The organism is Nocardia sp. NPDC056000 (assembly GCF_042269265.1).
GTDB lineage: Bacteria > Actinomycetota > Actinomycetes > Mycobacteriales > Mycobacteriaceae > Nocardia.
In genome coordinates this window covers 351,234-375,076 of sequence record NZ_JBHJXS010000004.1, presented here as the reverse complement: position 1 = coordinate 375,076, position 23,843 = coordinate 351,234, and the positions used below count along the sequence as shown (strand labels likewise).

General features: G+C 65.7%; 32 protein-coding genes. 15 read left to right on the top strand and 17 right to left on the bottom strand.

Annotated elements, in window-relative coordinates; all coding sequences use genetic code 11:
- Window positions 1-4: 4 nt before the first annotated feature.
- Window positions 5-460, bottom strand: coding sequence for a hypothetical protein (locus tag ACFC4D_RS14045; RefSeq protein ID WP_376063195.1), 456 nt, complete (start codon window positions 458-460; stop codon window positions 5-7).
- Entirely contained in the window at window positions 457-867 is a 411-nt protein-coding gene (locus ACFC4D_RS14040) for a YrdB family protein (RefSeq protein WP_375957951.1), read from the bottom strand. Before ACFC4D_RS14040 ends, ACFC4D_RS14045 begins: the two co-directional genes overlap by 4 nt.
- A gap of 30 nt (window positions 868-897) precedes the next feature.
- Here ACFC4D_RS14040 and ACFC4D_RS14035 point away from each other — a divergent pair, with 30 nt between their 5' ends.
- Window positions 898-1,524, top strand: a complete 627-nt coding sequence (locus ACFC4D_RS14035) for a peptide deformylase (protein WP_376063193.1) — start codon at window positions 898-900, stop codon at window positions 1,522-1,524.
- Between the two features lie 4 nt (window positions 1,525-1,528).
- On the opposite strand, the gene ACFC4D_RS14030 is transcribed toward ACFC4D_RS14035, so the two are convergent.
- Window positions 1,529-2,206: a TetR/AcrR family transcriptional regulator gene (locus ACFC4D_RS14030; RefSeq protein WP_376063192.1), complete on the bottom strand. Its 678-nt coding sequence runs from the start codon at window positions 2,204-2,206 to the stop codon at window positions 1,529-1,531.
- 160 nt (window positions 2,207-2,366) lie between these two features.
- Here ACFC4D_RS14030 and ACFC4D_RS14025 point away from each other — a divergent pair, with 160 nt between their 5' ends.
- Complete coding sequence (locus ACFC4D_RS14025) at window positions 2,367-3,797, top strand: MDR family MFS transporter (protein WP_376063191.1); 1,431 nt, start codon at window positions 2,367-2,369, stop codon at window positions 3,795-3,797.
- A 31-nt stretch (window positions 3,798-3,828) separates the two neighbouring features.
- On the opposite strand, the gene ACFC4D_RS14020 is transcribed toward ACFC4D_RS14025, so the two are convergent.
- The gene (locus tag ACFC4D_RS14020; RefSeq protein ID WP_375957940.1) at window positions 3,829-4,509 is read right to left on the bottom strand and encodes a TetR/AcrR family transcriptional regulator; all 681 of its coding nucleotides are present in this window, start codon (window positions 4,507-4,509) and stop codon (window positions 3,829-3,831) included.
- A 65-nt stretch (window positions 4,510-4,574) separates the two neighbouring features.
- On the opposite strand from ACFC4D_RS14020, the gene ACFC4D_RS14015 reads away from it, so the two are divergent.
- Both ACFC4D_RS14015 and ACFC4D_RS14010 read left to right on the top strand, forming a co-directional pair.
- Window positions 4,575-5,684: an FAD-dependent oxidoreductase gene (locus ACFC4D_RS14015; protein WP_376063189.1), complete on the top strand. Its 1,110-nt coding sequence runs from the start codon at window positions 4,575-4,577 to the stop codon at window positions 5,682-5,684.
- Window positions 5,685-5,796: 112 nt separating this feature from the next.
- Window positions 5,797-5,997: a CsbD family protein gene (locus ACFC4D_RS14010; protein WP_364644510.1), complete on the top strand. Its 201-nt coding sequence runs from the start codon at window positions 5,797-5,799 to the stop codon at window positions 5,995-5,997.
- A 12-nt stretch (window positions 5,998-6,009) separates the two neighbouring features.
- Here ACFC4D_RS14010 and ACFC4D_RS14005 read toward each other — a convergent pair whose 3' ends face one another.
- Entirely contained in the window at window positions 6,010-6,675 is a 666-nt protein-coding gene (locus ACFC4D_RS14005; RefSeq protein WP_376063188.1) for a hypothetical protein, read from the bottom strand.
- 69 nt (window positions 6,676-6,744) lie between these two features.
- The gene (locus ACFC4D_RS14000) at window positions 6,745-6,987 is read right to left on the bottom strand and encodes a hypothetical protein (protein ID WP_376063186.1); all 243 of its coding nucleotides are present in this window, start codon (window positions 6,985-6,987) and stop codon (window positions 6,745-6,747) included.
- 497 nt (window positions 6,988-7,484) lie between these two features.
- On the opposite strand from ACFC4D_RS14000, the gene ACFC4D_RS13995 reads away from it, so the two are divergent.
- Entirely contained in the window at window positions 7,485-7,922 is a 438-nt protein-coding gene (locus ACFC4D_RS13995) for a response regulator transcription factor (protein WP_376063185.1), read from the top strand.
- A 56-nt stretch (window positions 7,923-7,978) separates the two neighbouring features.
- Here the strand turns inward: ACFC4D_RS13995 and ACFC4D_RS13990 are convergent, their stop codons facing one another.
- A complete protein-coding gene (locus ACFC4D_RS13990) occupies window positions 7,979-8,629 on the bottom strand; it encodes an alpha/beta fold hydrolase (RefSeq protein WP_375957929.1) in 651 nt (216 codons plus the stop codon).
- Between the two features lie 80 nt (window positions 8,630-8,709).
- On the bottom strand, window positions 8,710-9,582 hold the full coding sequence (locus tag ACFC4D_RS13985; RefSeq protein ID WP_376063183.1) for an alpha/beta fold hydrolase: 873 nt from the start codon (window positions 9,580-9,582) through the stop codon (window positions 8,710-8,712).
- Window positions 9,583-9,704: 122 nt separating this feature from the next.
- On the opposite strand from ACFC4D_RS13985, the gene ACFC4D_RS13980 reads away from it, so the two are divergent.
- Window positions 9,705-10,595 carry an alpha/beta fold hydrolase gene (locus tag ACFC4D_RS13980; protein WP_376063182.1) on the top strand — a complete coding sequence of 297 codons (891 nt, stop codon included), beginning with the start codon at window positions 9,705-9,707 and terminating at the stop codon, window positions 10,593-10,595.
- A 28-nt stretch (window positions 10,596-10,623) separates the two neighbouring features.
- Here ACFC4D_RS13980 and ACFC4D_RS13975 read toward each other — a convergent pair whose 3' ends face one another.
- The gene (locus ACFC4D_RS13975; RefSeq protein ID WP_375957922.1) at window positions 10,624-11,028 is read right to left on the bottom strand and encodes a MerR family transcriptional regulator; all 405 of its coding nucleotides are present in this window, start codon (window positions 11,026-11,028) and stop codon (window positions 10,624-10,626) included.
- 49 nt (window positions 11,029-11,077) lie between these two features.
- On the opposite strand from ACFC4D_RS13975, the gene ACFC4D_RS13970 reads away from it, so the two are divergent.
- Together ACFC4D_RS13970 and ACFC4D_RS13965 are read left to right on the top strand one after the other, a co-directional pair.
- Complete coding sequence (locus tag ACFC4D_RS13970; protein WP_376063180.1) at window positions 11,078-11,959, top strand: NAD(P)-dependent oxidoreductase; 882 nt, start codon at window positions 11,078-11,080, stop codon at window positions 11,957-11,959.
- 85 nt (window positions 11,960-12,044) lie between these two features.
- Window positions 12,045-12,710: an NAD-dependent epimerase/dehydratase family protein gene (locus tag ACFC4D_RS13965; RefSeq protein ID WP_376063179.1), complete on the top strand. Its 666-nt coding sequence runs from the start codon at window positions 12,045-12,047 to the stop codon at window positions 12,708-12,710.
- Window positions 12,711-12,716: 6 nt separating this feature from the next.
- Here the strand turns inward: ACFC4D_RS13965 and ACFC4D_RS13960 are convergent, their stop codons facing one another.
- Window positions 12,717-13,238, bottom strand: coding sequence for a nuclear transport factor 2 family protein (locus tag ACFC4D_RS13960; protein ID WP_376063177.1), 522 nt, complete (start codon window positions 13,236-13,238; stop codon window positions 12,717-12,719).
- A 194-nt stretch (window positions 13,239-13,432) separates the two neighbouring features.
- Between ACFC4D_RS13960 and ACFC4D_RS13955 the strand changes: the two genes are divergently transcribed.
- Entirely contained in the window at window positions 13,433-14,842 is a 1,410-nt protein-coding gene (locus ACFC4D_RS13955; protein WP_376063176.1) for an amidase family protein, read from the top strand.
- A gap of 8 nt (window positions 14,843-14,850) precedes the next feature.
- On the opposite strand, the gene ACFC4D_RS13950 is transcribed toward ACFC4D_RS13955, so the two are convergent.
- Entirely contained in the window at window positions 14,851-14,997 is a 147-nt protein-coding gene (locus ACFC4D_RS13950) for a hypothetical protein (RefSeq protein ID WP_376063175.1), read from the bottom strand.
- Between the two features lie 117 nt (window positions 14,998-15,114).
- Window positions 15,115-16,266, bottom strand: a complete 1,152-nt coding sequence (locus ACFC4D_RS13945) for an RNA-guided endonuclease InsQ/TnpB family protein (protein ID WP_376063174.1) — start codon at window positions 16,264-16,266, stop codon at window positions 15,115-15,117.
- Window positions 16,267-16,282: 16 nt separating this feature from the next.
- Between ACFC4D_RS13945 and ACFC4D_RS13940 the strand changes: the two genes are divergently transcribed.
- Entirely contained in the window at window positions 16,283-16,897 is a 615-nt protein-coding gene (locus ACFC4D_RS13940; RefSeq protein ID WP_376063173.1) for a TetR/AcrR family transcriptional regulator, read from the top strand.
- On the opposite strand, the gene ACFC4D_RS13935 is transcribed toward ACFC4D_RS13940, so the two are convergent.
- The 4 genes from ACFC4D_RS13935 to ACFC4D_RS13920 form a co-directional block, all read right to left on the bottom strand.
- Window positions 16,891-17,463: a TetR/AcrR family transcriptional regulator gene (locus tag ACFC4D_RS13935; RefSeq protein WP_376063172.1), complete on the bottom strand. Its 573-nt coding sequence runs from the start codon at window positions 17,461-17,463 to the stop codon at window positions 16,891-16,893. The genes ACFC4D_RS13940 and ACFC4D_RS13935 overlap by 7 nt on opposite strands.
- Before the next feature lie 207 nt (window positions 17,464-17,670).
- Window positions 17,671-17,811 carry a hypothetical protein gene (locus tag ACFC4D_RS13930; protein WP_376063170.1) on the bottom strand — a complete coding sequence of 47 codons (141 nt, stop codon included), beginning with the start codon at window positions 17,809-17,811 and terminating at the stop codon, window positions 17,671-17,673.
- Between the two features lie 368 nt (window positions 17,812-18,179).
- Window positions 18,180-18,866, bottom strand: coding sequence for a hypothetical protein (locus ACFC4D_RS13925; protein ID WP_376063169.1), 687 nt, complete (start codon window positions 18,864-18,866; stop codon window positions 18,180-18,182).
- A 164-nt stretch (window positions 18,867-19,030) separates the two neighbouring features.
- Complete coding sequence (locus tag ACFC4D_RS13920; protein ID WP_376063167.1) at window positions 19,031-19,912, bottom strand: hypothetical protein; 882 nt, start codon at window positions 19,910-19,912, stop codon at window positions 19,031-19,033.
- Window positions 19,913-20,390: 478 nt separating this feature from the next.
- Here ACFC4D_RS13920 and ACFC4D_RS13915 point away from each other — a divergent pair, with 478 nt between their 5' ends.
- From ACFC4D_RS13915 to ACFC4D_RS13895, 5 genes are read left to right on the top strand one after another with little or no spacing between them, the layout of a single operon-like run.
- A complete protein-coding gene (locus tag ACFC4D_RS13915; RefSeq protein ID WP_376063166.1) occupies window positions 20,391-20,906 on the top strand; it encodes a methylated-DNA--[protein]-cysteine S-methyltransferase in 516 nt (171 codons plus the stop codon).
- 2 nt (window positions 20,907-20,908) lie between these two features.
- Window positions 20,909-21,400: an RNA polymerase sigma factor gene (locus tag ACFC4D_RS13910; RefSeq protein WP_376063165.1), complete on the top strand. Its 492-nt coding sequence runs from the start codon at window positions 20,909-20,911 to the stop codon at window positions 21,398-21,400.
- The gene (locus ACFC4D_RS13905) at window positions 21,397-22,014 is read left to right on the top strand and encodes a methylated-DNA--[protein]-cysteine S-methyltransferase (RefSeq protein WP_376063163.1); all 618 of its coding nucleotides are present in this window, start codon (window positions 21,397-21,399) and stop codon (window positions 22,012-22,014) included. The genes ACFC4D_RS13910 and ACFC4D_RS13905 overlap by 4 nt, the downstream gene beginning before the upstream one ends.
- A gap of 24 nt (window positions 22,015-22,038) precedes the next feature.
- Window positions 22,039-22,311: an Ada metal-binding domain-containing protein gene (locus ACFC4D_RS13900; RefSeq protein WP_376063161.1), complete on the top strand. Its 273-nt coding sequence runs from the start codon at window positions 22,039-22,041 to the stop codon at window positions 22,309-22,311.
- Window positions 22,308-22,826, top strand: a complete 519-nt coding sequence (locus ACFC4D_RS13895; RefSeq protein ID WP_376063160.1) for a hypothetical protein — start codon at window positions 22,308-22,310, stop codon at window positions 22,824-22,826. The genes ACFC4D_RS13900 and ACFC4D_RS13895 overlap by 4 nt, the downstream gene beginning before the upstream one ends.
- 80 nt (window positions 22,827-22,906) lie before the next feature.
- Here ACFC4D_RS13895 and ACFC4D_RS13890 read toward each other — a convergent pair whose 3' ends face one another.
- Window positions 22,907-23,791, bottom strand: coding sequence for an SDR family oxidoreductase (locus ACFC4D_RS13890; protein ID WP_376063159.1), 885 nt, complete (start codon window positions 23,789-23,791; stop codon window positions 22,907-22,909).
- Between the last annotated feature and the right edge of the window lie 52 nt (window positions 23,792-23,843).

Sequence of the window (23,843 nt, the reverse complement as noted above, 5' to 3'; positions counted from 1 at the left end):
AGACCTACGCCTCGACGCTCACTTCCAGCACCTTGCGCTCCGCGCTGAGCGACACCGCGGGCCAGTAACCATCCAGGAAATGCTGCCCGCAGGTGTCCTCGAGGTGCAGAACGACGGTGCCGTCCTCGCGCACCTCGATGGTGCTGACCCGAAGATCCTGCGCGGCGTCGTCGAACTCCTCGGGCGCGGTCTCCGCACCGCCGAATTCGGTGACGACCGCGTCGGAGGCGGTGCGGGCCAAGGCCGCGAACGTCCCCACCACATCCTCGAGGTCCGGCAGCAACGCCCGCGCCCGCACCGGATCGCCGGTCCCGAGCATCACCTCGATCTCGGCACCACCGACCACGACGTTGCCGATGTACCAGTCGTGCTCGAGCACCTCTCCCGCACCGAGTTCGGTTCGGGCTCGGCGAAACTCACCGAACCACGCATGGGTGAAGGCATCGGGTGAATCAGTCACGCAGACACCGTAACCAGGTGGATCGCAGCCAAATTCGCCACCACCACAATGGGATAGATCACCGCTGCTCGTCGATACCCGAGGCGGTACAGTGCCACCGCCGCGCCGCCGAAGACCGCGATCTTGGTCAGCACCGCCAGCGCGGGAATACTGAAGCTCGCCTGCGGCGCGGCGAACAGACCCCATACGGTCATCGCCGCCAGTGCCGCTGCCACTCCGCACACGACTTTCCACACGGACCCACGCCCGTAGCGGGCACCCAGAAACCCGATCGCGCAGAAGGCGATAAGTTCCATGAGGAATGCGAGGGTGAGGTTCGCGCCCCGCCAGATTTCGTTGATCATTACCGCTCCGAGATCAGTGCTCTGTTTTGTGATCACTGTGTCACGCACGGTGATACGAGTCAAGAGCACTGCTCTCCGTGAAGAATAGCCGGTATGGAAATCGCGGAGTTGGTGACCGAGTTGGTCGAGAAATACCGGGGTGAGGCGGCACCACTGGTCGAAGTGGGCGATCCGGTACTGCGGGCGGTGGCCGAACCGGTGAACGGGCAGGTGGAGCCCGAACTGCTTCGGGACCTGGTCGAGATCCTGTTCGCCACCATGCACGCGGCTCCCGGGGTCGGGGTGGCCGCGCCGCAGATCGGAATTCCGCTTCGGATGGCGGTGCTCGGCGACTCCGCGCTCGTGGCGGAAGAGGTCGCGACCGCGCGCGGACGGCGGCCGCTGCCGGAGTTCACCATCATCAATCCGGCGTACACCGCCGACGGCGGCGATATCGGATTCTACGAAGGCTGCCTGAGCATGCCCGGATATCAGGCGGTGGTGTCGCGGCCCGAATCCATCGTGGCGACCTATCAGGATGTGGATGGCGTTCAGCACACCGAGCGGCTGAGCGGTTGGCCCGCAAGGATTTTCCAGCACGAGACCGATCACCTGCACGGCATCATCTACATCGACAAAGCCGACACCCGATCGGTGACCACGAACGATCACCTGCGCGAACGATGGGCGCAGCCGACACCGGCCGAAGCGGCTCGGGCCCTTGGATTCTCGCTGCCCTGAGCGGTCAGCTCCGGGCGGCCCGCGCGAGTAGGCCATCGATGACGACGTCGATGGCCACCCGGAACCGCTGCTCGGTATCACCCGCGACCAACTCGGAGGCGTAGGTGGTGACCAGCGGGAACCGCTCCGGGGGGAGGCTGGTGAACGCCTTGTAACCCGCGTCGGCCTGGCCCTGACTGTCGGAGTGCCGGGCATCGGCCTCGACGGCGGCATGGGTGACCAGAATCGCGAAAATGTCCGTGGCCCAAGCGGCTTCCTGCGGTTCGAGACCGGCAGCGAGCAGGATGCCGAGCAGATTCTCGGTATAGGTCAGAGTGGCCTCGGTGGCGGGAGCCTCGGCCACGACCGTCGCGGCGATGCCCGGGTGCGCGATGAGCGCCTGATGCATGCGGGCCAGTAGCGCGTGGAGTTGTTCGCGCCAGCGCGCCGGATCCGGGGTTTCGAGGTCGACACTGGCGAACACGCGCTCCTGCATGGCCTGGATGAGCGCCTCGCGATTGGAGACGTACACGTAGAGCGAGGACGGGCCGGTATCGAGTTCGGTCGCGACCCGGCGCATGGTGACCGCGGCCATTCCCTCCGATTGCAGTAGCGCCAATGCCGTATCGACGACCGCGTCCTCGCTCAGCGGCGCTTTGGCGGGGCGATCTCGGGTCGAGCGCTGACGGCTGGTGGGGGGCATCGGCGGCGGCTCCCTTGTATCTCGGCGATGGGACCTGTTGACAGGTGCAGCTTACAGCGTACTCTGTTCGTAACGAACGCTGTTCGTGACGAACGTCGTTCGGCAGACATCTTCAGCCTCTCACCAGCCTCGATCCGATCCCACCCCCAGGAGGAACTCCATGACCACCACGAGCAAACCCCAAGTCCCCGACTCCGATCGCATAGATCCAGACGTGTGGAAGATCGGGATCACCATCATCATCGGCGCGCTGGCGGTGGTGTTCGACACCACCATCCTCAGCGTCGCCATCAACGACCTCGGACGCGATCTGAACGCGCCGCTGAGCACCATCCAGTGGGTCAGCACCGGTTATCTGCTGGCGCTGGCGATCACCATGCCGATCGCCGGGTGGGCGCAATCCGCGCTCGGCGGCAAGCGACTGTGGATCGCCTCGCTCGGCATCTTCCTGCTCGGCTCGATACTGAGCGCCTCGGCCTGGAATGCGCCCAGCCTCATCGCATTTCGCGTCGTACAGGGCATCGGCGGCGGGTTCATGATGACCCTCACCGCCACCCTCATCATGCAGGCCGCAGGCGGCCGCAATATCGGCAAGCTCATGTCGCTGATCACCGTGCCCACCGCGCTCGGACCCATCCTCGGCCCAGTGCTGGGCGGCCTCATCCTGCACTTCGGGAACTGGCGCTGGATGTTCCTGATCAATATCCCGTTCGGCGTCATCGGCATCTGGCTGGCCATGCGCAATCTGCCCGCCGACGCGCCCAGCCCGCGCCAGCCGCTCGACATCATCGGATTCCTGCTGCTGTCCCCCGGTGTCGCGGCCATCATCTACGGGCTCTCACGCATCGACGGCACCGCCGGGTTCGCGGACGCGAAGGTGTTGGCGCCCTTGCTGATCGGCGTGGTCCTCGTTGCCGCGTTCGCCGCATGGGCATTGCGCCGCCGCGCGGGAGCGCTGGTCGATATCCGCCTGCTGCAACACCGTCCACTCGCCGCCTCATCGGCGATGCTGCTGCTCACCGGTGCCGCGCTCTACGGCTCGATGCTGCTGCTCCCGCTCTACTTCCAGCAGGTCAGGGGCACCGACGCGCTCGGCGCGGGTCTACTGCTGATCCCACAGGGCATCGGCACCCTGCTCTCGCGTTCGCTCGCAGGCAAGTACACCGACAAGTTCGGCCCGCGCCCGGTGGCACTGGCCGCGTTCGTCATCGCTTGCGTGGCAACGATTCCCTTCGCCTTCGTCACCGCCGACACCAGCGAGATCTTTCTCATGGCAGTGCTGCTGCTGCGCGGTATCGGCCTGGGCGCGGCCATGATCCCGCTCAGCGGAGCCGGATTCAGCGGGATGAGCCACGATGAAATCCCGCACGCCAGCATCATCATTCGCGTCGCCCAGCAACTCGGCGGCTCGTTCGGCACCGCGATCCTGCTGGTCATCCTGCAGCACTCCGCCGCCGGAGCCCACACCCTGGACGCGCTCAATGACGGCTTCCACCAAGCCTTCTGGTGGGCGATCGTCGCGACCGCGCTGTCCATTCCGCTGTGCTTCCTGCTGCCGAGCAAGCGCGATGACGCCGAGACGGCTTCCTGACATGAGCACGGCCGCAATGGATCACACCGCACTATCGCGAGATGCGCGCCTGGATACCGTCGAGCAGACATTCGAGACCGATTCCGAAAGTCTCGTCGGCGTCCAGGTGCGCGGCATCGCGGATCACCGTCGACAGTGCCGGAAACCGGCCGGTCGCGAAGGTGCGTTCCAGATACGGCCCGTAGGTCGCCTGCCACTGCTGTTTATCCATCCCGCTGGCCCGTTCGCTGCGCCGCTCGGTGATCTCGCGGCGCACCGCACCGATCACGTAGGCGTTGACCGCGTCGACGATCGGCATCACGATGTCGAGGTCGACACCGCTCATGGCAGCCACCACCGCTTCACCGCGGGCGAGGGTGTTCGGCCCGAGTTGCGGTCGCCCACCGATCAAATCGGCAAGCCATTCATGCTGATGAGCGGCTCGACGCGTGGTTTCGGCGAGCGAGCGCAGCACCTGCCGCCAGTCCTGTCCGACCGGCTGGATCTCGGCGAAGACCGCATCGACCATCAGGTCGAGCAGTTCCTCCTTGGTGGCGATATAGCCGTACAGCCGCATCGGCCCGACATCGAGCACCGCGGCGACCTTGCGCAGCGAAACCGCCGCGAGGCCATCGGCATCGGCCAGCTGAATCGCGGCCGCAACGATCCGCTCCCGGCTCAATTGCGCAGGCACCGGGCGATTCGGCGGCTCGGGTCGTTCCCACACCAACATGCCGCTGACGATACATCGGCTCGCGCGATACAGTGTATCGGTAGATACGGTGTATCGGAGGAATCATGACCATAGCCATTGCCGGAGCCGGATTGGGCGGGTTGGCCCTGGCCCGCGTGCTGCACGTGAACGGCATCGAGGCCGTCGTCTACGAACGAGAACATTCGCGCGAGGCGCGCGGCCAGGGCGGCATGCTCGATATCCATTCCGGGCAGCAGGCCTTGCGGGAGGCCGGACTGATCGAGCAATTCCACGCGATCGCGCGCGGTGAAGGACAGGACATGCGCCTGCTCGAACCCGACGGCACCCTGCTGCTGCAGGAGGACACCCCCGACGATGCCCCGCTCGCCCGGCCCGAGGTCGACCGCGCGGATCTGCGTGACCTGCTACTGAATTCGCTCCCGGACGGCACGGTGCGCTGGGGCCACGCGTTCGACTCCGCGGCCGAGGGTGTGCTGCGGTTCGCCGATGGCCGCACCGCCGACTATGACCTGTTGGTCGGGGCGGACGGCGCTCAGTCCCGAGTCCGCGCACTGCTCACCGACGCCCGCCCGAGCCATATCGGCCAGAACGCCGTCGAACTCTGCATCTCCGATATCGATCGCACCCACCCTCGGCTCGCGGAAATGGTCGGGCGCGGCAACTACTGGGTGCTCGGTGACGGCATATCGCTTGCGGCACAACGCAATGGCGACGGCCGCGTCCGCATCGGAGTGTCTTTCTACAACACCGCCGCGGACTGGTTCGCCACCAGCGCGATACCGTTCGACGATCCGGCGGCGACCCGGGCACGACTGATCGAACTGCTCCCCGGCTGGGACCCCCGTTTCACCGGACTGATCGCGGCCGCCGACGACACGATCGTGCCGCGCTCGATCTCCACCCTCCCCATCGGCCTGACCTGGCCGTCGAAGCCGGATATCACACTCATCGGTGATGCCGCGCATCTCATGCCGCCGGTCGGCGAGGGCGCGAACATGGCACTGCTCGACGGTGCCGTGCTCGGGCGCACGCTTGCGGCACATCAGGGCGACTTCGCCTGTGCCATCGAGGAATACGAGTCCGAGATGTACGAGCGCACCGGAGCGGCCGCGCGCAAGTCGACAATGCTCCAGGACATGCTGATGGCTCCGGACGCCAGCCGACGGCTGCTCGAATTCTTCCAGCCGCGCTGATGGGCGACGGCAATTCCGGGACGAACGTGTGAATCCACGGAACCCGGGTATGGCTCGGATCAGGACGTCACCGATGCCGTTCGCGAGCCACCACCGAGAGGAAGGACCCGCCATGAGCACAGCAGATAACAAGGCCGAGGAGTTCAAGGGCCGCGCCAAGGAGGCCGCAGGCAGCCTCACCGGCGACGATGACCTCAAGGCCGAAGGTAAGGCCGATCAGACGTCCTCGTCGGTAAAGCAGCACATCGACGACGCCGCCGAGAAGGTCAAGGAAGCCGCCGAGTCGGTGAAGGACAAGCTGACCGGCCACTGACAGTTGGCGTGATCACATCGCGCGCGAATCCGCCGATCCGGTGGGTTCGCGCGCGAACGCGCGCCGCACCACCGAGACTTCGGTGGCGACGAGCGCAATCAACAACGCACCTTCACCCGCGTTACCGAGCGGTGGAACAACGGGGCCCACGGCCGATGCCGCGGTCAGCGCGATCACTCCGGCCAGTAGCCACACCCACCGTCGCTGCCGCCACAGTCGCACGCCCGCGATCAATAGGACGCCGGTGACCGCCAGTGCCGCAATCGGCGGACCGGTGGAGACCAGATGGGTGTATCGGAGCGTATCGGCGAAAGTCCGTGGCACCAGGTTCAGCCGGAGCAGATCGGCGACCGCGCCCCACGCAATAAGACACACCACCGTGGGCCATACCCACCACGCGCGCTCCCGGAAGACTCGGTCACCAGCCCAGACCACCAGCAGTGGGGTCAGGACCACATGACCGACGAAGCGCAGGACGCTCAGCACGCGGAGTGTGGTCCCCTCACCGAGCAGCGCGCCGACACCGAACACGGCCGAGTCATAGGCCAGCCCGCACCCCACCACGATGATGAGCCAGCGTGCCCTGTCGATCGGCTCATGCCGACCGGACTTGACCAGCAGCCAAGCAACGCAAGCCAACTGGGCTGCCGCCAGCGATATGAGCGCGCCGGATACCACAGCGAATTCCTCCCCGTCTACAGGCGATAGGGCGGCCGAATTCACCGGCCGCCCTATCGCCTGAAAGCGCTACCTCGGAAGCGCGTTGTCCAATAGATAGTAGAGCTGGACCAGGGGCATATGAATGGCCTGGAAAAGCGCCTCGAACACCTCACGCATGGCGATCATCTCCATCGGGTACGGCTTGCGCCGAACGATTTCGGGCTGTTGATCCACGACAACCAGTACAAGCTGCTCATCGTCGCAACCAACTATTTCATCAACGAGATATTTAAGCAACTGAAATATTTCTGCGACAGCCGTCGTCTGCACCCGAACTCCCGGAGTGCACCAAATACGCTGCGCTCCAACCGTGTTCGACGCATCGAGGCAACATCGCTCGAGCGGCCCCGCTCACCGTCACCCCACAGGATGCCGCTCGCGTTCGCCCCGGAGCCTTGGGGGCATCGCCGAACCGGATGGTCGCACGGGCTCAATGTCCGAAAATTGCCTGTGGATAGCAGAATTGGTGCGCACGCAGACTTGTACTGCGAATTAACCGCCGCGCGGCGGCCGAAAGCGCCTCCCCCAGCACGCGTTCGACGCTCCGCCCAGCAGCGACACTCCGGTGATACGCAGTAGATTCGATTACGAAATGGATGCGATCCGGCGCGCGAAGGCCAATTTCCGATTGCGTATTGCCGATAAATAGCTGAGCCATTAGCGTGCGAAAGATGGCTCGGGTATCGACTTTTCGGCGAGGGGTAGATCGTCGACGGGAAGTCGATTCGAGCTTCGACGGCAGGGTCGGGGCCGAAAGGGTAGGGATCGTGAATACACATCAGCTGTGCGGTCGCAGGGCAGCGCATCCGCTCATTCCCGCATCGCAGGACGAGGGCCCCGCGCTGGGGAGAATTTTGCTCCTCGAATGCCATGAGCCAAGCGCCGCAGCCATTGTCGGCACGCTCTCCGGCGCGGGCTACGACGCCCTGCACGCGATGAACGCCGAACAGGGCATGGAGATCGCGCAGTGGTGGCGTCCGAACCTGATCGTGCTGAGCCTGTCGCTGCCCGATCCGGGCGGGCTCGAGGTGTGCCGAAGATTGCACACCGCACACCGGATCCCGATCATCATCGCCTGCGCACAGTCGGATCCCACCGTGGTCGGTGCGGCGATCGCCGCGGGCGCGTGCGACTATCTGCCCGCGCCGTTGCGGACCGGGGAACTGCTCACCCGGATACGCGCTCGCCTGCACCCGCAGGCATGAAAACGCTTGCACGGCATCAGCACCGAGCTGCGATCGTGCGCAACGATCCGAACGACTCACGGCTGTGCGCCGCGCCGTCCACGGTGGTCGTCGTCGGTAACACCGGAATTCGGTGAGCAGGGTCCGACTTCGATCACGAACTGCGCTGCGACACTGTGCCATACGGAGAACTTGCGCAGCATGAAGTGACCCGTGCGGGAGAGACCGGACCACTGCGCGTCGACGCCACGACCGCGAGCGCGCACGGTCTGGCGACGTGAGGCTTCCGCATCGGTCCAGCTGTCGGCGACACCGTGCAGCACGCGAACTCGGCAGGTCGACGGGATCAGGTCGGCGTCCTCGTCCGGCCACCACGGCGCGAGGGCGACAATGCCCGCGATGTCGTGCGCGGCGGCCAGGTGCGCGGCGACCCGCGCACCCATGGAGTGCCCGACCAGGATGATCGGGCCCGCCTGCGAGCCTGCCGCGCGCACCGCCCGTGCACCGTCGGCGACCGGGTCCAAATCCGGTGCGTTCCAGCCGCGGTGGCGATAGCGCACCTGTTCGACCATGTAGTCCGGGCCCAGCCGCCGACGCAGGCTGCGCGTGAGCAGCGCGGCGCGCACCTGGGCGAGCTGCCAGGGACGAACCCGGGCACGACTGCGCTCCTGCCCGCCGGGCAGCACCAGCACGCGACCGGACGGACGTGGGTGGTCGACTCTATGCACTCTTCGATTTCGACACCGGCTCAGCTCCGGTTTGGAGCGCGAATTGCCGACCGGCAGCGGCAGCTGCGTACGACCGCGAGTCAGCCGAAGAACTCGAGGAATCTGCGGGAGACGAGGTCGGGGGCTTCCTCGGGCAGGAAATGCCCCGCGCGCATCGACTCACCCTCCACCTGCGTGGACCAGCGACGCCAAATATCGAGCGGCTCATACCATTGCGCGAGCGCACCCGAAGCGCTCCACAGCACCAGCGTGGGACAGCTGATCGGCCTTCGAGGGCCATCGATCCTGTCGAGGTCGGCGTCGATCGTCGCGGCGCAGCGATACTGCGCGCAGATCGCGTGCACCCGGGACCGATCGTGGAATTGGCGTCGATAGGCGAGGCGATCGTCTTCGGCGAACTCGAAGCCGGGGTCTGCCCACACCTCCAGCACGTGATCGATGAATCCGTCCGCACCGGCGAGAATCAGGTTCTCCGGTACCGGTGCGGGAGCGGCCAGGAAGCTCCAGACCCAGAAGCCGAGCGCGAAGCTGTGATCGGCGCGATCGAAAGCCTCGGCGGTCGGCACGATATCGAGCACGGCCAGCCGAGCCACTCGTTCGGGATGGTCGATCGCCATTCGATAGGCGCACCGTGCTCCGCGATCGTGCCCCGCCACATCGAATCGGTCGAATCCCAACGCGGTCATGACCTCTGTCTGGTCGAGGGCTAGGCCACGCATCGAGTAGTCCGCAACAGAGGGCGATGGGGCACTACTGCCGCCGTAGCCGCGCAGGTCTGTGGCGACAACCGTGTGCCCCGAAGCGAGCGGGGCTGCGACCGCCGCCCACATCAGATGCGTCTGCGGAAACCCGTGCAGCAGGAGCAACGGCGGCCCCTGCCCGCCGATCACGCCGTGGATCGTCCCGGCCGTGGTGTCGATGTCGAACTCTCGAAATCCCTTGGGGAATCCCATACCTCACGATAGGCGCGCAGGCATCCCGCGTTCGTCCGGTACAGGCCGACCGCCTCTGTAATGGTACGTACATATCATTTAAGTGGTACGGTCATATCATCAACGATGATGAAGGGGCGGCCATGGCCAAGGTTGGGCGATTCAAGAACGAGCGGGCACGAACAGACTTCCTCGCCGCCTACGACGCACTGGAGGCGCAATCCGCACTGGAGGCGGAAACCCGGGAAATCCCAACATCTTTCGGCACCACTCATGTACGCCGGTTTGGGGACGGCGCGGGCACACCGATCGTGCTGTTGCATCCGTTCGGCGGAAACGGCCTGTACTGGGATTTCGTCGCGAAGAATCTTGCGGATAACCGTGTCGTGTACGCGCTGGACACGATCGGGACAGCGGGAAAGAGCGTGCAGACCGCACTGATTGGCGGTGAGGCGGATTTCGCGGGTTGGTTCGGCGAGGCCTTGACCGGTCTCGGGATTCACCGTGCGCATGTGGTCGGACTGTCACAGGGAGCCTGGCATGCCTCGATCGTGGGACTGCGACTGCCACAACGAGTGGCGAGCGTGACCCTGATCGAGCCGAATGGCGTGATCACCAAGATGAAATGGAGCGTGCTGTTCAAGATCCTGCGCTTCGGAATGAACCCGTCCGAGCAGGACTGGCGCAAAATGAACGCCTGGATCACCCCCGGCGTCACCATGAGCCAGGCCCAATTCGATTGCGCGAAAGCCTCTCTCGGCTATCGCACCCGGCTCGGCTGGGCACGCGTGCTCAAAGACGCTGAACTGCGGTCATTCCCGACGCCGCTGCTGGCGATCTTCGGCGGCGACTCGGTCGCATGCGATCCGATCGCGGCCGTACGGCGAATCACCAGCCTCGTCCCGCACGCCGATACCGAGATCTACCCCGGAATGGGCCACGGCGTACTCGACCAGGTACCCGAGCGGGTCATTCCTCGAATCCTCGAACACGTACGACGGCACGACCTTTCGTCCGCGTCCACCTCGGCTTAGGCGCGAGCCGTGGCACCGTGCAGGCGACCTATGCGGGTATGCGATCCACATCGCCATCGAACGGCGGATACCTGTCCGCACCCGTCTGCTCGGCGGCATCGATGTAATCGGACAGGGCCGCACGCGATTTCGCGAGAGCCGCGATCTGATCGTCGATGCGTTGCATCCGGGATCGCATCGCGGACACCAGTTCCGGGCAGCCGGCCAGCTCGGGGACTTCGCCGACCGCACACGGCAGCACGTAGGCGATGTCCTCGGAGGACAGGCCAGCCCCGAGCAGATGCCTGATCTGTTTGACCCGAAGCACCGCGGTTTCGTCGTAGTCGCGGTAGCCGTTGGCGCTACGCCCGGCCTCCAGCAGTCCTTGCGACTCGTAATACCGCAGCTGGTGCGTGTTCACCCGGGTGCGCCGACTCAATTCACCGATAAGCATCGAATTCTCACTTGACCTTCACATTGGTATCAACGTTGACCATGGTGCCATGAGCAAAAACGAAACCCCCGTGACAGTCCTCGGTCTCGGCCTGATGGGCAGGGCGCTGGCCAGCGCTTTCCTTGCCGCCGGGTATCCCACCACAGTATGGAATCGCACACCCGCCAAGGCCGAACAGCTCGCCGGCGAGGGCGCGACGGTCGCATCCTCGGTCGGCAAGGCGCTCGCGGCCGGTGCCGTGACGATCATCTGCCTCACCGACTACCGCGCGGTCCGTGAGCTGCTCGACGATCCCGAAGTCGACCTGACCGATACGACATTGGTCAACCTCACCTCCGGGAACTCGACCCAGGCCCGCGACGCCGCGCTCTGGGCTGAGCAACGCGGTGCGCGCTACCTCGACGGCGCGATCATGGCCATCCCGTCCACGATCGGAACCGCCGAGGCCACCATCCTGCTCAGCGGACCGCAACCGGTCTTCGACGCCCACCGGCAGGTGCTCGAAACACTGGGCGTCGGCACACATCTGGGCACGGACCCCGGACTGGCTTCGCTGTACGACGTAGCTGGACTGACCATGATGTGGAGCGTCCTCAATGCCTGGTTGCAGGGCACCGCCATGCTCCGCACCGCCGGTGTGGACGCCACCACCTTCGCCCCCTTCGCCCAGCAGATCGCGGCCGGTGTCGCCGAATGGCTCCCCGGCTACGCCGAGCAGATCGACCAGGGCGACTACTCCGTGACCGTGGCCCCACTCGAAACCGAAGCTCGCGCAATGGAACACATGGTCGAAGAGAGCGAACTACTCGGGGTGAACACCGAACTCCCGAAGCTGATCAAGGCAATGGCCGACCGCGCGATCGCCGCAGGCCACGGCGGTGAGCAATACCCGGTGCTCATCGAGGAATTCACCAGGATTCACGCCAACTGAGGTATCTGCTCGCCGTGACAGCGGCGACCGGGATTTCCGACGCCGGGTCCCCGCCATTCCGCTGCCGATGAGGCAGGATTCCGGCATGAAGGTAATTCTGTTCGGTGCGACCGGGATGATCGGTCAGGGGGTACTCGCGGAGTGCCTGCGTGATGATCGGGTTGGGCAGGTGCTGGCTGTCGGGCGCAGTTCGCTGGGGATCGAGAATCCCAAGCTGCGGGAGTTGATTCAGTCCGATCCGTCCGATCTGTCGGCGATCGCCGGGGAATTGGCGGAGTTCGACGCCTGTTTCTTCTGCCTCGGGGTGTCCTCGGTCGGCATGAAGGAACAGGACTATCGGCGGATCACCTATGACCTGACGCTGCGAGTGGCGAATACGCTGGCGGCGGCGAATCCGAAGATGACGTTCATCTACGTCTCCGGGCAGGGCACCGACAGCACCGAGCAGGGACGGTCGATGTGGGGTCGGGTCAAGGGTAAGACGGAAAACGATCTGCTCGCACTTCCGTTCCAGGGATACATGTTTCGGCCCGGATTCGTGCAGCCGATGGACGGGGTGGTCTCCAAGACCCCGCTGTATCGCGCCGCCTACGCGGTGACCGGGCCGTTGATCCCGCTGTTCAAACGGCTGGCACCGAACGCGGTCAACGACAATCGGGAGATCGGGCGCGCGATGATCTCGGTCGCGGAGTCCGGCGCGGACACCCGGGTGCTCAAGCCTCGCGAGATCAACGCCCGGGCACGGCAATAGCGGCGATCAGCCGAAGATCGCGGTCGGATCACCTGTGTACCAGGTGTTTTCGATGCGCATTCGGTGGATGAGCCAGCGCTCGCCGTCGCGCCGGAGTTCGAGAATGTAGGGATTCTTCAGCAGCGCACGGGTTTGCGGTGCGGCGGTGAGCAGGTGCTGGGCTTCGACCAGGGCGGTCATATAAGCGGTGTCGCCCTCGACCCGCACCCGCACATTGGTGACCTGGTGGGTGGTGTCCACGCGCCCGGTGACCATCGCGAGAATGGTGCTGACGATGGCGTCCCGCCCGGTCATGACGGGCGGGTTCGCTCCCCATTTCGCGGCCGCGGGCCGGAAATCCAGTTCGGCGTCGACGGTGAACGCCGAGGCGAACAGCTCCTTGTCCTTCAGATCCTGACCGAGCGCGAAACGGTAGAGGGCGTCGGCGATTTCGGCCCGATCGCGCAATTCGGCGACGACCGCCGCGCCATCAGCGGCGGATGCGGCCACGGCTCGATGAGTGATTTCGGGATGCTGTTCGTACGACATGATTCGAACCGTATGCCGGTGCAGGTGCCACGCCCGGGGACCCGATGCGCCAATATCCGGACCGGGCCCGCCACCCGATCTCCGCAAGGTTTAGCCACGCTGATGAAGCGTTGACCGAACACCTGTTGATCGAGTGCCATTGCACGACCGAAGGTTTGGGTGACCATACTCGCCCACCCATCCAGGAGTCAGTAGTGACGACCACTCGGTCCACCGCATTATGGACCCAAGACGCGCAAACCCTGGCAGGCATGATCGCCGCCGGCGACGTGAGCGCCACCGAGGTGGTGTCCGCGCATCTGCGCCGCATCGCCGATATCGATCCGGTCGTCCACGCCACGACCTCGGTGCTGGCCGATACCGCGCTCGCCGCGGCGGCCGCGATCGATCGCGGAGACGGGCCGCGCGGGCCGCTGGCCGGGGTTCCGTTCACCGTGAAAAACAATCTCGATGTCGCCGGTGGCGCGACCAGCTGGGGCGTCGGGGCATTCGCGGGTGCGGTGGCCTCGCAGGATGCCCCGGCGGTCGCCGCGCTGCGGCGAGCGGGTGCCATCCCGATCGCCCGCGGCAATATGCCGGACTTCGCCACACGGTGGCATACCGACAATGACACCAACGGTCCAACCCTCAACCCCTGGAACGCTTCTCACAGCCCCGGCGGTTCCAGCGGTGGTGACGCGGTAGCGGTCGCGACGGGGATGACCCCGCTGGGACTGGGCACCGATTTCGGCGGATCGCTCAGGGTCCCTGCGGCGTTCACCGGTGTGGCCTCGCTGCGCGTCACCCCGGGCCGGGTCGCGGTGGCGTCCAGCCTGCCCGGGCCCGCGCCGACACCGACGAATCAATTGTTCGCCGCGCCAGGACCTTTGGCTCGATCGGTGCGCGATCTCGCAGTGGTCTTCGAACTGCTGCTCGCCGATGATCCTCGCGATCCCTCTTGGATTCCGGTGCTCGACTCCCCCGATGCCACACCACCCGCCGTCGCGGTCACCTTCGACGGCGGAGCGGGCAGCCTCGACCCTCAGGTCCGCGATGCGGTCCGGCGTGCCGCCGACGCGCTCGCCGATGCCGGGCACCCGGTCACCGAGCAGACCCCGCCGCAGCTGATCGAAGCCACGACCTCCTACGGGCGATTGGTCTCCACCGAATTGCTGCCCCAGCGACTGGAATTCATGCGCCAGGTCGGCAGTGCCGGGCTCAACGCGTTCCTCGGTGCGGCGCTCGAACTGTTCCCGCCGCTCGATCTCGCGGGATACATCTCCGAACTCGGTGAGCGGCTGCGCGTGCGCGCGGCGTGGTCACTGTTCCTGCACGAGTATCCGATCGTGCTGGGGCCGGTATCGGGGCAACTGCCGTGGCCGGTCGGATACGACCTGGGCGGGACCGCGGCGGTGGCCACGATGTACGACGCTCAGCGACTCACCGTCGCAGCGAATTACCTTGCGCTGCCCGCGGTTACGGTTCCGGCGGCGCTATCGAGCGAGGGGCTGCCGATCGGGGTGCAGCTCATCACCGCACCGTTCGCCGAACGCCGGGCGCTGGCCGCCGGGGCGCATATCGAAGCGGCGTTCCGGCCCGAGACCCCGATCGATCCGAGGTCCTGAGCGGGGTCTCAGCGGCGGCCGAGCGTGGTCGCCACGCGAGTGGCCAGTCCCGCGCCGCGCATGAGCCAGGCGAATTTCCTTGTCGCCGGGCCGGGTAGCAGACCGGCCGTCTGCACGGCGTCGATGAGGTCGTAAAGGGACTCACCGTCGTACATCAGGTGATCCTGATTGAAGTGTTGACGTCCTCCCCGCCCTGAAGGTCGAGGATTCCCGCGAGCGCCCTGATGGGCGCTCTGGGTGGGTTCCTGCTTCTGCACGGTATTGCTTCCCGCTCACACGGAAAGACTTACGTCCGCTCGACAGGCGTTTAACCTCTCCGCCCGACCGGCGGCGAGAATATTGTTCGACGCATTGAGATCACGATCCAGGACCGCCCCACACACCGGGCACATCCAGATCCGCACATGTAATGGTTTCGGACCGTCCCGATGCCCACACCCCGCGCAGATCTGCGACGACGGGAAGAACCGGTCTACCTTCCCGAAATACCGGCCGCGCCGAGCGGCCTTCTCGGCCAGCATAGTGGTGAACATCGACCAGCCCGCATCGTGCACCGACTTCGCCAACCGCGTGCGGGCCAGGCCCTTCACACACAAATCTTCGACGTACACCGCTTGGTTCTCATCGATGATCGTCGAAGACTGCTTGTGAACCCAATCCCGACGCGTATCAGCGACTTTCGCATGTACCCGCGCCACCCTGAGCCGCGCCTTGGCGCGATTGTTTGAGCCTTTCTGTTTGCGCGACAACACTTTCTGCGCCTTGGCCAGTCTGCGCTCGGCCCGACGCAGAAACGTCGGAGACTCGATCCGGCGCCCGTTCGACAACACCGCGAACGTGGTGAGTCCCAGGTCGATACCCACCTCGGAATCCACCAGCGGCAACAATTCGTTGCCCACCTGGACGACGAACGAGGCGAAATAGCGTCCCGCCGAGTCCTTGATGAGCGTGACCGACGACGGATCGGAAGGCAACGCCCGCGACCACGCCACCTTCACGTCCCCGATCTTGGGCAGCCGGAGCTTCCCGCCCGCTGTGATCGCGAATCGGGCATTACGGGTGAAACGCACCGACTGCCTGGAGTCCTTGCGGGACCGGAACCGAGGCGGCGCCACCCTCGATCCCTTGCGTGTGCCGTTCGCGGACTGAAAGAAGTTGCGGTATGCGCTGTTCAGATCCGCGAGGGCCTGCTGCAGAACTACCGACGACACCTCACCCAACCACGCCCGCTCCGGCGTTTTCTTGGCCGCGGTCAACCGCGCAGACAATTCCCCGTCGGGGACATAAGGCAACCGGTTCTCGAACGCGGACCGCCTCGCGGCCAGTGCGTCGTTGTAAACCACCCGCGCGCACCCGAACGCCCGTGCCAGCGACTCCCGCTGGCCCGGCGTGGGATACACCCGGTACTGGTAACGCAACTGCACCATTACATTCTATCGTTTGGCTTATGGCCGACTATGGGTCGAAAGAGGCTACGGCGGACGCACCGCCACCGAGCGCGTCGCCGACCGGCGCGCACAGCTGATCGCCGCGGGTGTGAGCGTGGTGGGCACGGAAGGTGTTGCCGCACTGGGCATGCGGGCGGTGTGCCGGGAAGCCGGGCTGAGTCAGAAGTTCTTCTATGAGAGCTTTTCCGACACCGACGAGCTGCTGCACGCGGTCTATGCCGCGGCGTTATCGGAATTGGAGCAGGCCGTGGCGATCGCGGTCGCGGCACAGGACCTGCCCGCGATCGTCGACGCCGCCGCGCGGGCGATGGAGGCCGACCCGCGACTGTGCCGGATCCTGCTGGTCGAACCCGTCGCCGATATGCGCCTGCGTCGCCATGTACGCGAGACGATCCCCGCCCTCACCACCGCCGCGCTGGGCCACCTGTTCCCCGGATCCCCCGACGACCCTGAGGTCCGCATGCGTTTCTCGGCCCTGTTCGGAGCCCTGATCTCGCTCTTCGTGGAATGGACCGAGGGCAATCTGGGCACCGACCGTGACGCGTTCGTGCGCCACACCACCACCGTCGCAACCCAACTGCTGGGCGCGCACAGCCCCGCTCAGTAGGCGGGCCACTCCGACAGCGAGGTGTGCAGCGCGTCCAGAATCCGCGCCCAGGACTCATCGGTGCCACGCGAATGCGCGAACCCACCCCCGGCCTCCAGCGTCGCGAAACCGTGAAAAGTGCTGCGCAGCAAGCGGCCCGCGTCCAATCCCTCGGACTCCCCCAGCCCGTACCCGCGCAATACCGCCGTGGTCAACTCGATGCTCCGCACCAACGCGGGCTCACCGGCGATCTCGGCCGGATCCATCCGAATCTGCGTCGCCGCGTACCGTTCCGGATACTCGAGCACGTACCCCCGATACGCATTCGCGAACGCCACCAGCGCTTCCTTACCGGCGCGCCCGGCAACGGCAGCCCCGATCCGGTTGTTCAACTCCGCACTGGCGAGCAACGCCACCCGTACCCGCAAATCATGCAGATTCCGCACATGCACATACAGACTCGGATCCTTCACCCCCACCCGCCGCGCCAGCGCCGACAACGTGAGCCTGTCGAACCCGATCTCATCGGCCAACTCCGCCGCCGCCGCGACAACCCGCTCCCTGGTCAAACCGGCCCTGGGTGACATCCAACCTCCTCCTACGCATCCTAAGCCAAAGCCTAGGGATCATAGGTTTCCCTGGGGCCGTGCAGCGATGCAGACTCGGGGCTTATCGTCTTGGAGGGCGGATCGTGAGCGCATTGAACCGAGAAGATCCTCGGTCACACCCTGCCGCCCGTCCCGACGCGGAAAGGGCGGCACGATCACTGAATCAGCTGTGCTATCTCGCCCGTTCTAGGTCAACCGGATTCGCCACGATGGCGCCGCGACGTCGGCGCGGACACCGTCACCTGCGGTGCGGCGGGGAGCGCGAACGCGCCGCGTCTCCCACCAGTAGGTGGCGGCCACGGTGACGTACGCGGCGGTTACACCCATGACCGGCATCAAAATCCCAAGTACCACAATCACTGCCATCGACATGAGAACTCCCTCCGGAGTCGATCTCCCGGCCGCTCTGCCGCTCTCAACTGTCGAACCCACGGTGACACACTTTCCATACCCTCGCGAGTGTGGGATTCCCCACTGAGGGGAGGGTGCTAGAGCAGTGAAACGCGCTGTGCCACATGCGAATTTGCTATTACCCGCCCGAAGCGGCATCAGACCAATGACAACGGGAACGATCATCACTGCGACGGCCGAGGACCAGGACGACTTCCGACATGCGCCGGCCATTCGAACCGGGCACCGGTGACCAGGAGCGCGGTGAATGACTCGAGCGGGCGGCCACCGAACTCGGGACTCCGCTACGCCTCGGCGAGTTGGACCAGGCCCTTGGGATCCCAAGGCAGTGGGCCGGTAGGGAAGCTGAAGCGCAGCATGCGATGGGGGGCGGCGGCCTCGAAGTGGAGGGTGAAGGCGGGGAGGATGCCGTGAATCACCTTGTCCAACAGGCCGTTGATGTGGGCGAAGCTGGGCTTGGCTTTCACCTGCCAGGCTTCGAATCGGCCGGCGGCGATATCGATGGTGGTGCGCTTTTCGACCTTGACCTCCACCGGCCAGTGGATCGAGTAGGCGAGCCAGAGGCTGATGGTCGCCTTGGCGCCCTTGGTGAAATCGAGTCCTCGGAAGGTTGTCGCACCGCCGAGCAGGGAGGTGAGGGGGCTAGGGAAGGGCTCGACCTTGCCGCCGAACTGGAGATGCGAGGTGCCGACGAAATTGCCCTCCTCGCGGCTGACCACGGTCTCCCCCAGCTTGCTCTCGGCGGAGTAGCTGACCGTCGACAACCGGCCGCCGGTGCGATCGAAGACCTGCGCGACCCGCATGCTGAAATCGTCCGGCATCTCCACGGTCAGATCCGTGCGGTAACCCGTCTCACCCTGGTGCTCGACCAGCGCGGTGACCTGATATTCGGCCGGATCGTCACCCACCGTCACCACGTATCGGGACAACTCACCATCGGCAATGCCCGGATCACGAAACGTGTTGCGCACCTTGATATCCCCTTACAACGCCGGAAAACCGGAAACCCTTCGAACGAGCCATCAGTATCAATGAGCGCCGGTGTCTGAGTCACTGTACCGAACGGAGAAATCCCGGGCTCGACGTTGTCTTCGGCGACAGAAGCACTGTGCCCGCGCCGTCGGTGCGTTGCGGCTCAGCGGAAATCGCGCGATTCGGTGTGCAGTGGGATACGGCGCAGGGTCGTATCCACCGAGGTTCCGTCGAAATCGCCGGTGAGATGCAGCCGTGCGTCGGACTGCTGCGTGTAGCGCAGCGTCCATTCACCAACGTGCAGTACCGCTTCCGCGACGGTCAAACCCTGCTCGGTCAGCTCACCGTTCTCGCGGATGAGGACCAGGCGGCGCGAGGCAGGGCGGTCATCGATCGCCACCCGTACCCAGCGGAGGCCATCGCCACGAAACTCGTCCACCGCCCATACGCCATCGAGGGACGAGAGGCGTTCGGTGTAGTTGTGATAGGTCCGAATGCCGTTGGCCCCCATGAACACAATGACGAGCACCGCGGTCACTGTGTGAGCGATGATGCCCGCCAAACGAATTCGACGATCGCCCCGGGGCCGCGGCAGCGCCGCAGAATCCCGGTTCCGGAACAGCATATCGATCAGCCGCGACCACCACGGCATCGACACCACCAACGCCATGCCCAGCATGATCAGTGGCGGGGCGAGCACGGGTACGTGATAGGCGATATTGAACGTGCTCACCTGGATCAGCGCCACCATGCACACCAGCGCCCCGAGCAAGACGGTGCGCCGGAAGATCAACAGCAGCCCGCCGATCACCTCCACCGTGCCCGCGATGACCGTATAGGGCGTCGATGTCGCCATGAACTTCCACAGCATCCCCGAGGGCGAGGATTCACCCAATGACACCACCATCTCCCCGGGCAGCGTGAAGACAATGAACTGCGTCGGAATGACTTTCACCATCCCGAAGCCAATCATGGCCAGCGACAGCCCAACTCGGACCACCGAGTGCGCCACCTCGGCAGCCGACACCAGCCCCGTTCGATTCACAGCCGCCAATCTAGCGCCGGAATGTGGAGATCCGGTGTGCGTGCTGTGCGATCTCAGAGCACCAGCACAACTGCCACCTCTGGCGCGTCTACGTGCTCAGAGTTCGACGCAGCAACCCCATCAGCCGAACTCTCCCGGACGCCGCTGAGGAGCGGGATGCGGTGTCTTTCGCTGAACTCGGCCGCTTCATCGATTCGGCAATGGCCGCACCGCAAGCTGACGGTAACGCCGCGAAGACCATGGCAACCTCCACAACTCATGATCCGATGGCACTGAGCACCGTGGTCCGGACTCACAGGGAAGGGTTCCCACCGCGCTCGTCCGCTAACCGGAGGAACCATGTCCGGCATCGTCTCTCGGCCCGGAACGCGGTGATCGAGCCACCGCGTCCTGACGAAGATCTGCGATCTCGAGATCCGATCTCACGTTCTGTGCCCGCCGAACGTCTACAGGGTGAGAACGAGAGAAGGGATGGCAGATGACTACTCGGCACGTGGTGATCGACACCGCCATGCTCGGCCCCGTCACGATCGTGGCGACCGATGAGGCTGTCAGCGGCGTGTATTTCCGGCATCACATCCGGCGACCGGCCCAGGAGCTGTTCGGGCCGGAGGTGTCCTTCGCCGATGATCCTGTCCTGGGTGAAGCCGCCGGTCAGCTGTTCGAGTATCTGCTCGGGCAGCGGCGCGACTTCGATCTGCCGATGAGCCCGTCCGGCAACGACTTCCAGCGGAAGGTGTGGGAGCAGGTCGCCGCGATTCCGTTCGGTGCGACCATCACCTACGGGCAGATCGCCGAACAGCTCGGTGACCGATCCGCGGCGTACCTGGTCGGACAGGCCGTGGGAGCCAATCCGCTGTGTATCTTCATCCCGTGCCATCGGGTGATCGGGGCGAACGGATCGCTGACCGGATACGCGGGCGGGCTCAAGCGCAAGCGCGCGCTGCTCGAGCTCGAGGAGCCGGCGACGGTCAGCGCGGGAAGGCTGTTCTGAGCGTGAAGCCACCGTTCGAGGCGATAGTGACCGAATACGGGCCCACCGTGCTGCGGGTCTGCCGGGTCGTCCTCGGTGCGCACGATGCCGAGGACGCCTGGTCGGAAACATTTCTGGCCGCGATGCGCGCGTACCCGGATCTTCCGGAGACCGCGAATATCGAGGCGTGGCTGGTGACCATCGCCCACCGCAAAGCGATCGACGCGGTCCGGGCTGCCAACCGCAACCCACTGCCGGTCGAGCAGATGCCCGAGGAACCGATCGGCGACGGCGTCGTCGGGGCCGACGATGCCGGAGTCTGGGCGGCCGTGGCCGCACTGCCGGACAAACAACGCCAAGCCATCGCCTACCACTATGTGGCCGGACTGCCCTACACCGAGATCGCGCAGATTCTCGGCGGCAGTACCGATGCCGCGCGCCGCGCCGCGGCCGACGGTGTCAAGAACCTGCGCAAAACCTATCCGGACGCGACATTGAAAGGAGCGACACGATGAACGAGCTGCACCACGATGATGACGTGCTCGCCGCTCTGTCCGCCTCCGTGGACGAGGACACGATGGGTCGGCTGCACCGACTGCTCGAGCGCAAGGCCGAGCAGGCCGAGCTGATCGACGTCGCCTACACGACCATGGACACCCCGGTCGGGCAGTTGCTCTTGGCCGCCACACCGCGGGGCCTGATTCGGGTGGCCTATGCCAGGGAAGGCCACGACGGCGTCCTCGAGACCCTCGCCCACAAGGTGAGCCCGCGGATCCTGCGGGCACCGGGACGCCTCTACGAGGCCGTACGTGAGATCGACGAGTACTTCGCCCGGCGGCGCACGACTTTCGATCTGCCGCTGGATCTTTCGCTCTCGCACGGGTTCCGGCAGATCGTGCAGCAGCATCTGCCCGAGATCGGGTACGGGCAGACCCGCAGCTACGGCGAGGTCGCCCAATTGGTCGGCAACCCCAAGGCGGTGCGGGCGGTCGGCACGGCATGTGCGACCAATCCGCTGCCGGTGGTCGTGCCGTGTCATCGGGTGCTGCGCGCCGACGGCAGCTTGGGCGGATATGTCGGCGGGGCCGAGGCCAAGCATTTGCTGCTGGATCTGGAGACCGCCGCATGAGCGCCACCGAACCGGTAGTCCGCGATGGCGCTTGAACCGTCTCGCACCTATCTGCTGCTCGATGCCGCCGGGAATGCCTATCGCTCCGAGACACCGGGACTGTGGGGTGGGCATCGGCGCAGCAGGATCTACGGGCGGCTGGATTGCCGCTCGGCGGTGCGGGCGATCGCGGCCGGACACTACGTGAAGTACCGGGTGTTCTTCGCGGACGAGGCTACGGCGGTCGCGGCGGGCTATCGACCGTGCGCGAACTGTTGCCCTGACCGCTATCTCATCTGGAAGGAAGGCAACCGATGACGGCCGCGTCCCCAACACCATTGCTGCACAACCTATCCCGCGCGGGTGAAGACATCCCCACGGCCACCGACGCCGAGATCGCCGCCATCATTGCTGCGGCTCGCGCGCGGGGTGCCCGAACCCTGACCTTGGGATCGGGACGCACACCCACCGCGATAGCGACGATGGCCGCGGTCACGGACCAATGGGAACGTGACGGCGGGCGGATCGCCGACCACATCACCTGGCCCGAGACCGCGGCGTCATGGCTGCGCCAAGCCCGCCGATTCACTACCGCCCCAACGGATTTGTGGGTCATGACGGGACCGCGCCTGGGCTGGGCGCAGATGACCCGGCGGCTCCTGTGGTCGACCGCCTGGTCCGCCCGCGACACGATCGTCACCACCATCGCCGACCCCGCCGCACTGGCACTGGTCGGGACCGCATATCTGGAAGGGCTGACCGGCGTTGACCCCGACGGATCGACCTGGACAGTCACCGATGGCCTGCTACTGCCCGCCACGTCAATCGAATAGGAGACTGGTTGCGCCGCAACCAGTCTCACCCTTCAGAGTCGACTGCAATGCGGCGAGTCCAGGTTTCCGTCCTCAGCCGATCACGGCTCAATGTTCTCCAGGTCTTCGAGCAGGCTGGGGTGTTTGGGCTCCCACCCCAGCACCTGCCGGGTATGGGCGCTCGATGACGGCTGATCGGTGGCGAAGATCGCCCCGAGCGGACCGAATGTCTGCTCCGGCACGGACTTTGCCTCGAGCCCGAGCCTGCGGCCGATGACCGCAGCGATATCGCGCACGGCGTCACCCTCATCGGCGACCGCATGCCACACGGTTCCGGCCTGCGCACTCTCCAGAACCAACCGGAACAGCACGGCCGCATCGAGCGCGTGCACCGCGGGCCAGCGCTGAGCGCCATCACCAGGGTAGCCGGAAACCCCTGTGCGCCTGGCGATATCGGTGAGCATGCCCGCGAATCCACCCTTGCCGTCGTTGTGCACGGTGCGCGGCAACCGCACCGCCGCACTGCGCACACCACGCGCGGACAGCTCCAGAATCGCGTTCACCGAATGACCGCGCCCGCCGACAAGCCCTTCGATCGGGGACGGATCGGCCTCGGTGGACGCCCGTCCCGGGACCCCCGGTGTACCCGCGACCGTGACCAGCGGGCGATCACTGCCGATCAACTCGTCCCCCAGCGCTGCCATCGCAGCGCCCTCCTGCGCGACGGCCACCCCGACCGCCTCGGCGCTGCCGAAAGCGGCATGGTCGAAAGCCAGGTGAATCACGCCGTCGGCGCGGGCAGCGCCGGCGCGGAGCGTGGACAGGTCGGCGAGATCGCCCCGAATCGGTTCCGCACCTGCGGCCGTGAGCGCTTCGGCCGAGGAATCCGAGCGCGCGAGCGCGAGGACGGAATGGCCATTGTCGAGCAGTTCGGCGATGACGGTCGAGCCGATCAGGCCGGTGCCACCGGTAATGAAGACGCGCATATCGCTACCTTCGATAGTGATGGGACTTTGGTCCCATCACCGTAGCACCGCA

Bases quoted from the DNA above. Each gene is read 5' to 3' on its own strand.
- ACFC4D_RS14035 (WP_376063193.1), top strand. From the start codon at position 898: ATGGAAATCGCGGAGTTGGTGACCGAGTTGGTCGAGAAATACCGGGGT.
- ACFC4D_RS14030 (WP_376063192.1), bottom strand. From the start codon at position 2,206: ATGCCCCCCACCAGCCGTCAGCGCTCGACCCGAGATCGCCCCGCCAAA.
- ACFC4D_RS14025 (WP_376063191.1), top strand. From the start codon at position 2,367: ATGACCACCACGAGCAAACCCCAAGTCCCCGACTCCGATCGCATAGAT.
- ACFC4D_RS14020 (WP_375957940.1), bottom strand. From the start codon at position 4,509: ATGTTGGTGTGGGAACGACCCGAGCCGCCGAATCGCCCGGTGCCTGCG.
- ACFC4D_RS14015 (WP_376063189.1), top strand. From the start codon at position 4,575: ATGACCATAGCCATTGCCGGAGCCGGATTGGGCGGGTTGGCCCTGGCC.
- ACFC4D_RS14010 (WP_364644510.1), top strand. From the start codon at position 5,797: ATGAGCACAGCAGATAACAAGGCCGAGGAGTTCAAGGGCCGCGCCAAG.
- ACFC4D_RS13985 (WP_376063183.1), bottom strand. From the start codon at position 9,582: ATGGGATTCCCCAAGGGATTTCGAGAGTTCGACATCGACACCACGGCC.
- ACFC4D_RS13980 (WP_376063182.1), top strand. From the start codon at position 9,705: ATGGCCAAGGTTGGGCGATTCAAGAACGAGCGGGCACGAACAGACTTC.
- ACFC4D_RS13975 (WP_375957922.1), bottom strand. From the start codon at position 11,028: ATGCTTATCGGTGAATTGAGTCGGCGCACCCGGGTGAACACGCACCAG.
- ACFC4D_RS13970 (WP_376063180.1), top strand. From the start codon at position 11,078: ATGAGCAAAAACGAAACCCCCGTGACAGTCCTCGGTCTCGGCCTGATG.
- ACFC4D_RS13965 (WP_376063179.1), top strand. From the start codon at position 12,045: ATGAAGGTAATTCTGTTCGGTGCGACCGGGATGATCGGTCAGGGGGTA.
- ACFC4D_RS13960 (WP_376063177.1), bottom strand. From the start codon at position 13,238: ATGTCGTACGAACAGCATCCCGAAATCACTCATCGAGCCGTGGCCGCA.
- ACFC4D_RS13950 (WP_376063175.1), bottom strand. From the start codon at position 14,997: ATGTACGACGGTGAGTCCCTTTACGACCTCATCGACGCCGTGCAGACG.
- ACFC4D_RS13935 (WP_376063172.1), bottom strand. From the start codon at position 17,463: ATGTCACCCAGGGCCGGTTTGACCAGGGAGCGGGTTGTCGCGGCGGCG.
- ACFC4D_RS13930 (WP_376063170.1), bottom strand. From the start codon at position 17,811: ATGGGTGTAACCGCCGCGTACGTCACCGTGGCCGCCACCTACTGGTGG.
- ACFC4D_RS13915 (WP_376063166.1), top strand. From the start codon at position 20,391: ATGACTACTCGGCACGTGGTGATCGACACCGCCATGCTCGGCCCCGTC.
- ACFC4D_RS13905 (WP_376063163.1), top strand. From the start codon at position 21,397: ATGAACGAGCTGCACCACGATGATGACGTGCTCGCCGCTCTGTCCGCC.
- ACFC4D_RS13900 (WP_376063161.1), top strand. From the start codon at position 22,039: ATGGCGCTTGAACCGTCTCGCACCTATCTGCTGCTCGATGCCGCCGGG.
- ACFC4D_RS13895 (WP_376063160.1), top strand. From the start codon at position 22,308: ATGACGGCCGCGTCCCCAACACCATTGCTGCACAACCTATCCCGCGCG.
- ACFC4D_RS13890 (WP_376063159.1), bottom strand. From the start codon at position 23,791: ATGCGCGTCTTCATTACCGGTGGCACCGGCCTGATCGGCTCGACCGTC.